At 73.8% G+C, this 13619-nt stretch carries 10 protein-coding genes; 7 read left to right on the forward strand and 3 right to left on the reverse strand.

Going from position 1 to position 13619, the window contains the following annotated elements; genetic code table 11:
• The first annotated feature begins 121 nt into the window (after positions 1 to 121).
• Entirely contained in the window at positions 122 to 865 is a 744-nt protein-coding gene (locus FXF52_RS20065) for an N-acetyltransferase (RefSeq protein WP_148798801.1), read from the forward strand.
• Positions 866 to 980: 115 nt separating this feature from the next.
• On the opposite strand, the gene FXF52_RS20070 is transcribed toward FXF52_RS20065, so the two are convergent.
• The gene (locus FXF52_RS20070) at positions 981 to 1313 is read right to left on the reverse strand and encodes a nuclear transport factor 2 family protein (protein ID WP_148798803.1); all 333 of its coding nucleotides are present in this window, start codon (positions 1311 to 1313) and stop codon (positions 981 to 983) included.
• A 39-nt stretch (positions 1314 to 1352) separates the two neighbouring features.
• Positions 1353 to 3821: a glycoside hydrolase family 65 protein gene (locus tag FXF52_RS20075; RefSeq protein ID WP_222870584.1), complete on the reverse strand. Its 2469-nt coding sequence runs from the start codon at positions 3819 to 3821 to the stop codon at positions 1353 to 1355.
• 111 nt (positions 3822 to 3932) lie between these two features.
• On the opposite strand from FXF52_RS20075, the gene FXF52_RS20080 reads away from it, so the two are divergent.
• The 6 genes from FXF52_RS20080 (at position 3933) to FXF52_RS20105 (ending at position 11922) form a co-directional block, all read left to right on the forward strand.
• The gene (locus tag FXF52_RS20080; RefSeq protein WP_148798807.1) at positions 3933 to 4601 is read left to right on the forward strand and encodes a spermidine synthase; all 669 of its coding nucleotides are present in this window, start codon (positions 3933 to 3935) and stop codon (positions 4599 to 4601) included.
• Positions 4602 to 4724: 123 nt separating this feature from the next.
• Positions 4725 to 5231, forward strand: a complete 507-nt coding sequence (locus FXF52_RS20085) for a hypothetical protein (RefSeq protein ID WP_148798809.1) — start codon at positions 4725 to 4727, stop codon at positions 5229 to 5231.
• Complete coding sequence (locus tag FXF52_RS20090; protein WP_148798811.1) at positions 5231 to 6628, forward strand: hypothetical protein; 1398 nt, start codon at positions 5231 to 5233, stop codon at positions 6626 to 6628. Before FXF52_RS20085 ends, FXF52_RS20090 begins: the two co-directional genes overlap by 1 nt.
• The gene (locus FXF52_RS20095) at positions 6625 to 7968 is read left to right on the forward strand and encodes a VWA domain-containing protein (protein ID WP_148798813.1); all 1344 of its coding nucleotides are present in this window, start codon (positions 6625 to 6627) and stop codon (positions 7966 to 7968) included. The genes FXF52_RS20090 and FXF52_RS20095 overlap by 4 nt, the downstream gene beginning before the upstream one ends.
• Positions 7969 to 7981: 13 nt before the next feature.
• Positions 7982 to 9094 carry an AAA family ATPase gene (locus FXF52_RS20100; protein WP_148798815.1) on the forward strand — a complete coding sequence of 371 codons (1113 nt, stop codon included), beginning with the start codon at positions 7982 to 7984 and terminating at the stop codon, positions 9092 to 9094.
• Entirely contained in the window at positions 9091 to 11922 is a 2832-nt protein-coding gene (locus FXF52_RS20105; RefSeq protein WP_148798817.1) for a DUF5682 family protein, read from the forward strand. Before FXF52_RS20100 ends, FXF52_RS20105 begins: the two co-directional genes overlap by 4 nt.
• An 83-nt stretch (positions 11923 to 12005) precedes the next feature.
• Here the strand turns inward: FXF52_RS20105 and FXF52_RS20110 are convergent, their stop codons facing one another.
• Entirely contained in the window at positions 12006 to 13562 is a 1557-nt protein-coding gene (locus FXF52_RS20110; protein WP_148798819.1) for an FAD-dependent monooxygenase, read from the reverse strand.
• Between the last annotated feature and the right edge of the window lie 57 nt (positions 13563 to 13619).

A 13619-nucleotide genomic window follows, 5' to 3' on the forward strand; every position in this document is an offset into this window, starting at 1 on the left:
GTGGGCTCCCGCTCCGCGTCGAGCGGAGGCCCACCCCCGGGGCCGGCTCCAGGCCGAGCGCTAGGTCCGCTTCGGCGAAAATGACGTGCGGTTGACGACTCTCCGCTCTACCTTCCCGGCCATGGCACTCGACATCGTGAGCTTGGCGGACCGTCCCGACCTCGCCCCGCTGCTGGACGAAGACTTCGACGGGGCGTGGCCGGAGTTCATGCTCTGGGACCCGATGGCGCCCGTCTACTACGGCGTCGCCCACGACCTCTACCCGGAGTTCGTCTTCGCCGCCGTCGACTCCGCCGATCCGGGGCGCGCCGTCGCGCGGGCGTACGCCGTGCCGTTGCGCTGGACGGAGGAGGAGCTGCCCGACGGCGGCTGGGACCGGATGATCCAGCGGGCCACCATCACCCGTCTCACCGGGGCCACTCCGACGATCGTCTCCGCCCTGGAGATCTGCATCCGGCCGGACCAGCGCGGACGCGGCCTGTCCGGGCTGATGCTCGCCGCCATGCGGGAGGCGGTCGCGAAACTGGGCTACGACACGCTGGTCGCCCCGGTCCGCCCGAACGGCAAGCCCGCCCAGGCGGACCTCCCGATGACCGAGTACGCGGCGCAGGTCCGCGCGGACGGCCTGCCGGTCGACCCGTGGCTGCGGGTGCACGTCCGCGCGGGCGGGCGCATCGAGCGGGTCGCCACCCGGTCGATGATGGTCAGCGGGACGCTCGCCGAGTGGCGTTCCTGGACCGGCCTGCCGTTCGACACCAGCGGTCCGGTCCGCGTGCCGGGAGCGCTCGTGCCGGTGCACTGCGACGTGGCCCACGACCACGCCGTCTACGTCGAGCCCAACGTCTGGGTCCGACACCGCCTCTAGTGCGGTGTCCACCCGACCCGGCTGAGTGGTCGGTGCGGCGAGTCCCGCCCCGGGGCCGGGCTGCCGGCTCCGGTAGCTGCCGCTGCGGCCGGGAGTGAGCGCGAACCCGCGCTCCTCACGGCCGGATGTCCAGGGCGCCGATCAGGCCGTCGCGCAGCGTGAAGCGGTGACGCAGGCGGACCGGGCTGCCCGGGAACGTGCCCGAGACCAGCGTCCTGACCACCACGTTGCCGCCGGCCTCCTCCTCCACCGCCTCCGGGATCGCCTTGTAGTCGAACTCGGCCGCGGTCCGCTCGCGCCAGGCGCGGATCGCCGCCGGGCCCTGGTAGGTCCGATCCTCGTCGGCCACGATCGCGTCGTCGGTGAAGCAGGAGACGAAGGCGTCGATGTCGGGTTCGGCGCTCAGCTGGTAGTAGCGGACGATCACCTCGGGAACCGTGACGGTCATGCTTCTCTCCTCGGCTCGGGACCGGTTCGTCGGGGCTGACTACCACGAATGCGCGCTGGTAGGCGTCGCCGCGTTGTGCAGCGCGACCTCGACGGCCGTCCCGGGCGCCAGTGGGAAGGACTCCCCGCGTACGGCCACCGGAACGGGCTGGTCGGCGCCGGGGGCGGCGGCGATCCGCAGCCGCTCGTGATCCACGTGCAGGGAGATCAACTGGTTGCGGTAGCGGATCACGCAGTCGAGCTCGTCGAGCCCGTCGGGCAGCAGCGGGTTGAGCCGCAGGACGTCGCCGCGCACCTCCAGCCCGGTGTAGCACCGCTGCAGGATGTCCAGCGTGCCGGCGGCGGCACCGAGATGGATGCCGTTCCGGGTCGAGCTGTGTTGCGGATCCGTGAGGTCGGTGCCGAGGGCGGTGGTCAGCATCTCGAACGACCGACGGCGATCCGTGCGGGCCAGTACCCACGCGTGGGCGACCCGGCTGAGCGTGGAGCCGTGGGTGGTGCGGGACAGGTAGTAGTCGACGGTGGCGGGGATCCGGGCGGGATCGAACTCGTATCCCAGGCCGCGGACCAGCCCGGTGAGTTCCTCGGCGCTGAACAGATACAGCAGCATCAGCACGTCGGCCTGCTTGGAGATCTTGTAGCGGTTCGCGTCGTCGCCCTCGGCCTGCAGCAGCGGCCCCAGCTGCCGCAGGTCGCCGTACCGCCGCTGGTAGCGGTCCCAGTCCAGCTCCGCCAGGTCGCCGTACCCCTCGAACTGGGCGAGGATCCCGTCGTCGAGGAAGGCGAGCCGCAGCCGGCCCCGGATGTGCGCCCACCGGCGCCGCTCGTCGTCCGTCGGGGCGACCGTGCGCCAGGGCGCCACTCCGGGATGCCGGCCGAGGATCGCGCAGGCCTCCTCGGCGCGGCCGAGCACCCAGGCGGCCATCACGTTGATGTACGTGGAGTTGTCCAGCCCCTGCCCCGGCCGGCCCGGGTACCCGTCGTGGAACTCGTCCGGCCCCATCACCCCGCGGATGTCGTACCGGTCGTCGGCCGGGTCGTAGGTGGCCAGGCCGGCCCAGAACCGGGCCGTCTCGACCAGCAGTTCCAGCCCGGAGTGGGCGAGGAACGGCAGGTCGCCCGTCGTCTCCCAGTACCGCCACACGCAGTAGGCCACCGCCAGGTTGACGTGCTGCTGCCGGCCGGTGTGGTCGTCCACCCATTCCCCGGTCACCGGGGACCGCGACCGGCCGGGGCTGTCGTCCCGGCCGCTGTCGCCGCTCTGCCAGGGGAACAGAGCGCCGGCCAGGCCCCCCGCGGCCGCCTGGCGCCGGGCCGCCGGCAACCGCCGGTACCGGTAGTCCAGCAGGGCCCGGGTCAGCTCCGGCATCCGCAGATTCAGGTACGGGTAGACGAACAGCTCGTCCCAGAAGATGTGCCCGTGGTAGCCCTCGCCGTGCAGCCCGCGGGCGGGCACCCCCGCGTCCAGGTCGATCACGTGCGGCGACAGCGTCTGCAGCAGGTGGAACGTCTGCACCCGGACCGGCACCTGCCAGGCGTGCTCCTCGCCGACGTCCAGCCGGAACCGCTCCCACAGCTGCGCCCAGGCCGTGGCGTGGTCGGCCAGCAGCAGGTCGAACGCCCCCGCCTGCCGCAGTTCCCGGCGGGCGGCCGTCAGCGGCTCGGACACCACCCGGTCGCGGTTGGAGAAGATCGTGACGGTCTTCTCCACGACGACTCGTTCCCCGGGGGTCACGTCGACCCCGATCACCTGGCTGACGTCGTTCGGTCCGTGCACGGCCGCCTGCCGCAGCTGTGCCACCCCGGCGCCGCTGACCCTGGTGCGCGCCGCCACGGCCACCTGATGCCGGGACGTGGTCGTCACCGCCGTCAACCAGACGGTCTCGGCGTCGTCCCCGCCGGTGGCCACGTCGGTGAGGTGCCGGCCGCAGCTGCCGGCTTCCGCCGGCGCGTTCGCGTTGACCACCCCGCCGTCGATGCCCGACCTGATCTCCAGCCGTCCGGACCAGTTCTCCGCGATGATGCTGGTCTCCAGCGCCGCGAGGTGCGGGCTGGCCAGCGACACCAGCCGTCGCTGCCGGACGCGGGTACGCCGCTGGTCCGCGTCGACCACCAGCAGCTCCCGCAGGTACACCCCGCGCCGCAGGTCCAGCACCCGGTGCTCGTGCTCCCGCCGCCCCCGTCGCGGCGCGAACCAGTCGCCACCGGCGGGGCGGAACGTCAACGGGAGCCAGTTCGGCAGGTTGACGATGCTCTCGTCGCTGTCCGGCCGGTCGGCCCCGTACAGCCGGTTGTGGAAACCGGCGAGGTAGGTGCCCGGATAGTGCACGCCGTCGGCGGAGGCCTCCGGAGCTGCCCCGCGGGTGGCCAGGTAGCCGTTGCCCAGGGTCAGCATCGTCTCCCGGGTGCCTTCCTCGGCCGGGGCGGCATCCTCCCGGTACGCCAACGCCCATCCGGCCGGTGGCGGCCGGCTGCACAGCTCACACCCAGGGTCCACGTCCGCCGGCACCCCGCAATCCCCTTCCACGGCGCGGTGCCGTTTCCCCGTTTCCCGCTCGGCAAACCCCCTGCGGCGGTAAATCGCGGGCTGATCTCCACCCCACCACCTAGATTGGGCCGGATGAACCAAGCGGTTGCGGTGGTTGATCGGGTGGTGACGGAGCGGGGCGAGCTGGTTCTCCGGCAGTGCGGCGGGCATTTCGAGATCGTCAGCAACGGGGTGTTCCTGATGGACACCCGGGCCGGCGCGTCGGAGCGGCTGCTCGTCCGGAAGGCGCTCGAGGTGGTGCGGCCCGGTGCGCGGGTGCTGATCGGCGGACTCGGGGTGGGGTTCTCGCTGGCCGAGGCGGCGGCCTCCGCCGTGCCGGCGGAGATCGTGGTGCTGGAGATCGAGGAGACGCTCATCGGGTGGCACCGCCACCGGCTGGCCCCGTGGAGCGGGCACGCGCTGCGCGACGCCCGGGTACGCGTCGTGAACCAGGACGTGCTGACCTGGCTGCGGGCCACCGACGAGGTCTTCGACGCGATCTGCCTCGACATCGACAACGGCCCCGACTGGACCGTGTTCCCCGGCAACGCCACCCTCTACGACGCGGACGGCACGGCGCTGCTGCGCGACCGGCTCGCCGCCGACGGCGTGCTGGCCGTCTGGAGCGCCTCGGCCGCGCCGGCGTACGCCGAACGATTGGCGGAGCTGATCGGTCCGGTCAGCACGCACCCGGTCGCGGTGCCGCGCGGCGAACCGGACGTGGTCTACCTGGCCCGCCGCGGCGGCCCGCGCCGCCCCTGACCGTCCCGCCGTTCCTGTCGTACCCGTGGCCCATGATCCTTGTCGTCACGGCGGCGCCGGCTCGTTCCGGCGTCGACATCGTCATGGGCGACGCCGGGCGCGGCGGGCGGGGAGGTCGGGAAGGTGGCGGACGTGGACGACGCCGGGTGGGCACGGCGAAGTAGCGTGCGGGTGGTGCCGGCGGCCCGGCCCCGGAAGCTGGCCAAGGTGCCCTTCGTGGAGCTGGCCGACGGGCGGCTGCAGGGTGTGGTGTCCAGCGGGTCGGACATCGAGCGGGTGTACGTCTCGTCGCTCACCTCCGGCACCCACGCCTACCACTGCAGCACCAACAACAACCGGCCCTGCGGCGGCCTGCGCGGCACCCCGTGCAAGCACCTGGAGGCCCTGGCCGACGAGGCGATCCTGCAGTACGGCCTCGACCGGGTCGCCCGCTACCTGCGGGTCGACGCCGGCGACGGGGTGACCACCGGCGCGGAGCTGCTGGGCCGCCTCGACGCGCGGCACGAGCCGACCCAGGCGGCGGTGGTGTTCAGCCGGTTTTTGCGCCACCTGTCCTACCTGGAGGTGCCGAGCAGCACCACGCCGCTGCCGGAGCTGCACTGGTTCCCGTCCACCGGGGCGGGCCGCTGATGCTCGGTACGCAGCTCACTGCCCTGACCGACGGCCACCCGGCCGGGCTGACCGACGCCCTCGACCTGGTGGCGGGCGTCGACGCCGCCCTGGCCCACGGCCTGGCCCGGGTCGGCGAGGCGGACGCGGCGGCGCTGGCTAGCCTGGCCGCCGCGCTGGGGACCACCCCGCTGGCCGACCTGGTCGCCGAGGCGGTCGACAAGATCTGCGCCGGCTCGGTGACCCCGGAGCACCTCGCCGCGCTCGCCGGTGCCCGGTCGGCGCTGCTCGGCGCCGCGCACGACGCGCTGCTCGGGCAGCTCGACGCCGCGCTGGGCCGCGGCCGCGTCCCGTGGTCGCCGGCCCCACCGGCCGCGCCCTCGCCCGTCCTGGCCGGCGCGCGGGCCTGGTTGCACGAGGTGGCCGTGACCGGCTGGCGGGGCGTCGACCACGAGCTGGTGGCCGCAGCCGGGACGCCGGTCGAGGCCGCGTTGGCCGCACCGGAGTCGCGCCGGCTCGCCGTGCTGCTCGACGGTCTCGCCGCCGAGCTGCGGGCCTGCGTGCCGGTCGCCGCGATGCCGCAGGTGCCGGCGCGCCGGTGGGCCGACCTGTGGGCCCGGGGCGTGCTGCTCGCCCAGGACGCCGGCGCGGTCGATCCCGTGACCGAGGTCGACCGGGTCGACGGGCGGCTGCTGCCGCTCGGCGTGGACGTGCACGAGCACGACACCGCGATGCAGATCCAGGTGCACGCGATCCTCGAACCGGCCGCCGGCGGGCCGCCGCGGCTGGTCCGCACGGCGGTGGGCGCGGCCAAGGTGGACACGATCGTCGGCCCGGCCCTGTGGCGGCTCCTCCAGGCATACCCCACCCTGCTGGCCGCGCTGGCCCAGCGGCGCGGCGTGACGGTCGCCGACCTGCCGGTCCGCGGCGCGGACCTGCGCTGGCAGGACGACCGGGCGCAGCTCGACGGGCCGGTCGACCCGTTCGCCGCGGCGCGGGTCCTGCTGCCCGGCGCCCAGGCGGCGGCGACCGCGCCGCTGGACCGGCATCCGGCCGCGATCGCCGAACCCGTCCTCCTCGAGGGGTACGCCGTCGGCGACCACGACGGCGACCTCGTCCTGGAGCTGGACGGCCGCCCGCTCGCCGTGGCGGTCGACCGGCTGCCCTCCTGCGGGCCGCTCACCCCGGAGCTGGTCGCCGCCTCGTCGGCCTGTCTCGGCCTGCTGCGCTGGGACGACGGCCGGTGGCGGCTGCAGCCGTTGGCGGTGCGGGCGACCGTCAAGCGCAAGGCCGTCGACGTGCACACCGGCGACTGGGCGTGCGGGATCACCGACGCGAAGGTCGCGAAGGCCGAGGCGAAGGCCGGCGACGCCGTGGCGGTGCTGCGCGAACGCGCGGGACGATTGCTGCGGCGATGACCCACCACGACCACGACCGCGCCGACGAGAACCGGCGGCAGGTGCTCTACTGGCGGCTGCTGGCCCGGCTCTTCGACCCCACCGAGCAGCCCACCCTGGAATCGGCGAGCATGGCCGTCGTCGAGGACCTGGGCCTGCCGGCCGCGCTGCTGGACCCGGCGGTCTCGGTGGACACCGTGGTGCAGCGCTTCCCGGCGCTCGCCGCCGAACTGCGTGGCCTGCTGACCGCGGCCGAGGGTGCGGCGGCGTCCGACGACCCCACCGGGCGGCGGCCCGGGCCGGCCGAGGTACGCCGCGCCGCGCTGGTGTCGAAGGTGCTGCTGAACGTGTTCGCGACCGGCGCCGGGCCGGTCAGCGCCGGCCAGCTGGCCCGGTGGCAGTCCGACGCCGGCTGGTTCGAGCAGGCGCTCGGCGCCGAGCCGGGCGAGCTGCGCCGGCAGGGCGGCACCGGGCTGGGCGGCACGCTCGCCGCCCTGGAGGGTGACCTCGTACGCCGCATGCACCTGCGCGAGGTCCTCGCCGACCCGGCGCTGGCCAGCCGGCTCACGCCGAGCATGTCGCTGATCGAGCAGCTGCTGCGGGACAAGGCCAACCTGTCCGGGGTGGCCCTGGCCAACGCCAAGGCACTGATCCGCCGCTTCGTCGACGAGGTCGCCGAGGTGCTGCGTACGCAGGTGGAGCAGGCCAGCGTGGGGGCGATCGACCGGTCGGTGCCGCCGAAGCGGGTGTTCCGCAACCTCGACCTGGACCGCACCATCTGGCAGAACCTGACCAACTGGAGCCCGGAGGACCAGCGGCTCTACGTCGACCGGCTCTACTACCGGCAGACCGCCCGGCGGACCACACCGGCACGCCTGATCGTGGTGGTGGACCAGTCCGGTTCGATGGTCGACTCGATGGTCAACTGCACCATCCTGGCGTCGATCTTCGCCGGGCTGCCCAAGGTGGACGTGCACCTGATCGCGTACGACACCCGGGCGCTGGACCTGACGCCGTGGGTGCACGACCCGTTCGAGGTGCTGCTGCGCACCAACCTGGGCGGCGGCAACGACGGACCGGTCGCCATGGCGATGGCCCGTCCCAAGATCACCGAACCGCGCAACACGGTGCTGGTCTGGATCTCGGACTTCTACGAGTTCGACCGCTCGCAGCCGTTGTTCGACGGCATCGAGGCCGTGCACCGCTCCGGCGTGCGGTTCATCCCGGTCGGCTCGGTCAACAGCTCCGGCCAGCAGAGCGTCAACCCCTGGTTCCGGCAACGGTTCACGGACCTGGGCACCCCGGTGATCTCCGGTCACATCCGCAAACTCGTCTTCGAGCTCAAGAGCTTCCTCACCTAGGAGTCCACCCTTCATGTCCGAGATGCTGCGTGCCCCCGCCGAGGTCAAGTACGCCGACGAACTCGACTACCTGGAGTCGGTCGACACCGACCCGAAGCCGTTCTCCTGGCGGCTCAGCCCGCGCATGGTCCGGCTGTTCGTCCTCGGTTCCGAACGGGCCGACGGCCTGGACCGGGAGATCCCGCAGAAGTGGTTCGGCGACCGCACCTTCGTCGAACGCAGCATCGTGACGCTCGCCTCCGACCGGGGTCTGCTGCTGATCGGTGACCCGGGCACCGGCAAGAGCTGGCTGGCCGAGCTGCTCGCCGCCGCGATCTGCCGCAACTCCACTCTCGTCGTGCAGGGCACCGCCGGCACCACCGAGGACCACATCAAATACTCGTGGAACGTGTCCATGGTCATCGCCCGCGGGCAGTCCCGCGAGTCGATGATCCCGTCGCCGATCATGACCGCGATGGAGCAGGGCGTGATCGGCCGCTTCGAGGAGCTGACCCGCTCCACCAGCGACGTGCAGGACGCGCTCATCTCCATCCTGTCGGAGAAGTACGTCTCGATCCCCGAGCTGAACGACGACAACATCGTCTTCGCCCGGCCCGGCTTCTCCGTCATCGCCACCGCGAACAGCCGCGACCGGGGCGTCAACGACCTCTCCTCCGCGCTCAAGCGGCGGTTCAACTTCGTCCGGATCCCGGTGGTGACCAACAAGCGCAGCGAGGCGGAGATCGTCCGGTTCCGCACCGAGGAGTTGCTGCGCCGGCACCGCATCGAGTTGGAGGTTCCGCCCACCCTGCTGGACATCCTGCTGCAGAGCTTCGCCGACCTGCGTACCGCCGCCGCGGCGGCGACCAGCGACGACGAGAAGCTCGAATCGGCGCTGTCCACCGCCGAGCAGATCGGCGTCCTGGAGGACGCCATCCTGCACAGCCAGTTCTTCGGCGACCGGATGCTGCGCGCCGAGACGTTGGCCGGCTCGCTGATGGGCTCGCTGGCCCGGCGCAGCCCGGAGGACCTGGCGATCCTCAACAAGTACCTGCACGGGGTGGTGGAGCCCCGGGCCAAGCAGGACGGCGGCGGCTGGGAGGGTTTCCTCGACGGCGGGCGCCAGGCGATCGCCGCCCTGTCATGACCGCCGCCGTCGCCGGCCCGTTCGGTGCCCTGCGTCAGCAGCTCACCGACGCCGCCGTTGCCTTCGCCGACTCCCCCGATGCGCTCGCCGGCATCCTCGCCGGCCTGGTCGACGACGTCGACCGGGCGCTCGCCGTGCCGTTGGAGATCTTCCCGGTGTGCCACCACTCGCCGGCCTCGGCGCTGGCGATGCTGCGCCGGCTGCGCGCGAAGCAGCCCCGGGTGATCTACCTGGAGCTCTGCGAGGATCTGCAACCGCTCCTGGGCGAGCTGCGCAACTGCCGCCTCCCGGTGGCCGTGCAGGCGTTCGCCGCCGAGCTGGACGGCCACCCGGCCGAGTGGGGCCCGCTCAGCGTGGTCGCGCCGATCACCGAGTCCTCCGCCGAATACCAGGCCATCGCGTACGCGCTGGAGACGCCGGGCGTGGAGCTAGTGCTGGTGGACCGCTCCACCGACCACGTCTTCCAGTGGCTGCCCCGCGACCGGCCGGAGCCGACCCGCCCAGGCGGCGGGGAGGTCGACGCGGGCGAGGACGGCGGGCGGCCCGGCGACGAGGGTGCCCTGCACGGCGACGCGGTCGGCGTGGAGATCGGCGACCTGCGGCCCGGCTTCGCCGAGCTGGAGGCGTACCTGCTGCACCACGGCAAGGTGCGGCACTGGTCGGAGTGGTGGGACCAGTACGTCGAGCAGCCGCTCGCCGACGCCGATCACGACACCTACCGCCAGGTGATGGTGCTCATCGGCAGCCTGTTCCGGCGGCTGCGCCCGGCCCGCTCCGCGCGGCTCGACCGCGACGAGGACCGCGAGCGGTACATGTGGACCCGGATGCGCGAACACCTCGCCGCCTCCGGCGTCGACCCCGCCGACTGCCTCTACGTCTGCGGCGCCTTCCACGCCGCCAGCCACGTGGAGCAGTTCGGCCTCGCCGCCGACGCGCCCGCGTACGAGATCAGCCCGCGCACCGGCACCCGCTGGCACTACGGGCTGATCCCGTCCAGCCACTCGGCCATCGAGGCCCAGTTCGGCCTCGCCCCGGGATCGGTCTCCATCGCCGCGGCCACCTGGACCAAGGCGCTGACCCGCGCCGGTCTCACCGGCTACCGGCTAGACGGGCAGCGTGGCAGCCGCACCCGGGCCAAGGGCCGCCGCGCGGTCGCCGGTGCCGTCCCGGGCACCGGGGTCACCGACCGCCTCTCCGGGTTCCTCGCCGCACCACCCGAACCCGGCGGTCTCGACGAGGCGGAGCTGCGCGGCTGGTGTGTCGACATCGTCCGGCTCGCTCGCCGCAACGGCTACCTGGCCAGCACCGCCGACGCGATCGCCGTCTTCGAGACCGCGATCCTCCTGGCCGGGCTGCGCAACCGGGCCCGCCCCACCCCGTACGACTTCGCCGACGCGGCGGTCACCTGCATCGAGAAGGACGTGGTGCCCGGCCGGCGCGACGTCCGCCGGCTCTGCGAGATCCTGCTCGGCGGGGACCGGGTCGGTCAGGTCGGTTACGACGCGCTCCCGCCGCTGGCCCGTGACGTCCTCGACCGGCTCCGACCGCTCGGCCTCGACCTGGAGAAGCGTACGGTCCAGCGGGCCCTGTTGGACCTGGACGCCGACCCGCGGCTGGCACCCTGCTCGGATCTGCTCTGGATGCTGCGATATCTGCTCCCACCCGACGCGGTCCGCCCGATCATGGGCGAGCGGCGGCTGGGGCACCGGTCCATCCAGGAGAGCTGGGACCTCGCGCTCGGCCGCAACCAGCGGGCGTTGATCGAGCTGGGCTACGAGGGCGTCACCGTGGAGCAGGTGCTGGAGCAGCGGCTGCGCCGGGCGGTCCGTGGCCCGGAGGCCACCGCGTCCGGTGCCCTGGCGGCCGTCGAGGAGGCCATCCGGCTGCTCGACAGCCCGCGTCTGGTCGACGAGCTGGGCGCCCGGGCGGTGGAGCTGCTCGCCGCCGAGCGCACCGTCGACGACGCGCCGGAGGTGCTGCGCCGCATCCGCCGGTTGCTGGCCCACTACCGGGCCACCGCGCCAGCCCTGCCGGCCTGGTGCGCGGGGTTCGTGACCGCCGGCTACGCCCACTACTGCACCCTGCTGCCGACCGCGGTCGTCGACGAGCAGACCGGCGTCCGGCAGGTCGGCGCCATGCTCGGCTTCCTGTTCAGCATGGAGAGCCTGGCGCTGTCCCTCGGCTGCGACCGGACGCAGCTCGAACTCGCCGTCGCGCAGTCCCATCCGGAGGCGCCCGCCAAGGTCGCCCTGCTGTGGGCGGCCCGGCACCAGTTGGGCCTGCTGCCCCTCGCCGAGTTGCGGGCCCGCTGCGCCGACCTGCTGGCGAACCGGCTGGTCGTGCCGACCTTCCCGCAGTACCTCTCCGGCTTCGTGCAGGCCCTGGAACCGGTGCCCGGCCTGGCGCCGTTCGTGGTGGAGCTGATGTCGACCGCGTTCGGTCAGCTGCCCGACCCGATCCTGCTGCCCTGGCTTCCCACGCTCATCACCACGCTGCGCGAGCACGGGCCGGAGCTGGTGCCACTGCTGATCCGCGAGGCGGGGCGTACCTTTCCCGGCGGCCTGGCCACGCTGGACGCCTGGGTGCCACCCTGGGCGGCACCGGCGGCAGCACCGACGCCGGCGGGGCCGGTCGCGCGGGCGGGGCCGGTCGTCCGCCTGCTGGTGGACCATCCCGAGGCTGTCGACGCGGTCGCGGGGCTGCTCGGCTGCCCTGGTGAGTGGCGGCGGGCCGACGCACCCGCGCACGCCGAGGTGGCGGCGCTGCTCAGCCAGCATCCGGAGGCGACCGAGGCGGTGGCCGGCCTGCTGGCGGCCGGCACGGGCTGACCCGGCCGTGCCCGGTGCGCGAGGTGACGGTGCCAGCGGGTGTCGGTCACCGCGGTGCACCCGAACCGGCGTGGCTTCGGTGGTCAGCCGAGCCAGCGGCGCAGGTACGCGGTCAGCCCGGTCAGGTCACCGCCGCCGGAGCGGTACCCGATGTGTCCGTCGGGGCGTACCAGCAGGAGGCCGGCCACGCCGGGAGCGAGGCCGAGCCGGTGCAGCGCCAGCCGGTCGGCGGCGTCGGTCAGCCGGTGCACGGTGACCTGGCCGGCCCGGCGCAGCGGCGCGACGGCCTTCTCCGGCCAGGCCGCCGGTGGACCGCAGAGCAGCAGGTCCCAGCCGGGTGGGGCGGTGAGCCGGTGCAGCGTGGTGCCGGCGACCGGGGCGTCGGGCAGCCGGTCACCCGCTCGCGGACCCCTGCGCGGCGCACCCGGGCCGTGCGCCGACAGCGGGCTGCGCCGGTACCGGATGCCCAGCTCCGCCACCGTACGGAAGGCGGTGGCGCGCACGCCCCGGGCGGCGAGCACGGCGGGCAGCAGGGCGGGGGCGATCCGGGTCCGGGTGAATCGGGCGAGCGGGCCGGTGGCGGTGACCGCGGTGAACGCCCGGTCGGTGAGGCGCAGCACGAGCCGGCCGACAGGCGCCCGCTCCGCCTCGTAGCTGTCCAGCAGTGCCAGGTCGGGGTTGCCGCGCAGCGCGTGGGCGAGCTTCCACCCGAGGTTGACCGCGTCCTGGATCCCCGTGTTCATGCCCTGCCCGCCGGCCGGGCTGTGGATGTGCGCGGCGTCGCCGGCCAGGAACACCGGCCCGGACCGGTAGCGGGTGGCGGCACGGTGGTGCAGCCGGAAGTTGGTCGTCCAGACCGGGTCGTGCAGGCGTACCGCCGCGCCGGTGTAGGTGTCGGCGAGGGCCTGCACCTCGTCGAGGGTGACCGGGGCGTCCGGCGGAGTCCGGTCGGTGGGTGGGCGGATGGCCAGCAGCCGCCAGGTGGCCGGGTGGCCGAGGGGAAAGAGGAGGAACAGGCCCCGCTCGGCGAGGAACGCGTGCGCCGCGCCGGCGGCCACGCCGTCCGCCTCGAGGTCGGCCAGGACGAACGTCTGCGGGTACGCGCCGCCTTCGAACCCGATCCCGGCCAGGTGTCGGACGGTGCTGTGCGCGCCGTCGCAGCCCACCACGTACCGGGCGGACACCCGTTGGGCGCGGCCGTCCCGGTGCCGCAGCGTCGCCACCGCGCCCTCACCGGTGCGGTCCAGCCCGACCAGCTCGACCCCCCGCTCGACGGCGATCCCCGCCGCCGTCAGGTGTTCGCCCAGGATCCGCTCGGTCTCGGCCTGCGACAGGAACAGCAGATACGGGTACGCGGTGTCGTGCAGACCGAGGTCGAACAGGGGCACCATCCGTTCCTGGCCGCGTACGTGCAGGCACAGGCGTACCGCCCGGTTGCCCAGGGAGACCAGCTCGTCGGTCACGCCGAGACCGGCGAGGACCTCCAGGGTGCGGGGCTGGATGCCCAGCGCCCGGGACTCGTGCACCCGGTCGAGCGCCCGGTCGATGACGCGGGCGCGTACGCCGAACGCGGCCAACTGGCCGGCCATGGCGAGCCCGGTGGGTCCCGCCCCGACCACCAGCACGTCGACGGCCTCCATCGGCACCTCCTGATTCGGACCGGGTGACCGCCCTGCTGCCCATGACGATATCGAGGT

Origin of the sequence: Micromonospora sp. MP36 (assembly GCF_008119785.1) — a bacterium.
In the GTDB taxonomy this organism is placed as follows: domain Bacteria; phylum Actinomycetota; class Actinomycetes; order Mycobacteriales; family Micromonosporaceae; genus Micromonospora.

Bases quoted from the DNA above. Each gene is read 5' to 3' on its own strand.
- FXF52_RS20065 (WP_148798801.1), top strand. From the start codon at position 122: ATGGCACTCGACATCGTGAGCTTGGCGGACCGTCCCGACCTCGCCCCG.
- FXF52_RS20070 (WP_148798803.1), bottom strand. From the start codon at position 1,313: ATGACCGTCACGGTTCCCGAGGTGATCGTCCGCTACTACCAGCTGAGC.
- FXF52_RS20080 (WP_148798807.1), top strand. From the start codon at position 3,933: ATGAACCAAGCGGTTGCGGTGGTTGATCGGGTGGTGACGGAGCGGGGC.
- FXF52_RS20090 (WP_148798811.1), top strand. From the start codon at position 5,231: ATGCTCGGTACGCAGCTCACTGCCCTGACCGACGGCCACCCGGCCGGG.
- FXF52_RS20095 (WP_148798813.1), top strand. From the start codon at position 6,625: ATGACCCACCACGACCACGACCGCGCCGACGAGAACCGGCGGCAGGTG.
- FXF52_RS20100 (WP_148798815.1), top strand. From the start codon at position 7,982: ATGTCCGAGATGCTGCGTGCCCCCGCCGAGGTCAAGTACGCCGACGAA.
- FXF52_RS20105 (WP_148798817.1), top strand. From the start codon at position 9,091: ATGACCGCCGCCGTCGCCGGCCCGTTCGGTGCCCTGCGTCAGCAGCTC.
- FXF52_RS20110 (WP_148798819.1), bottom strand. From the start codon at position 13,562: ATGGAGGCCGTCGACGTGCTGGTGGTCGGGGCGGGACCCACCGGGCTC.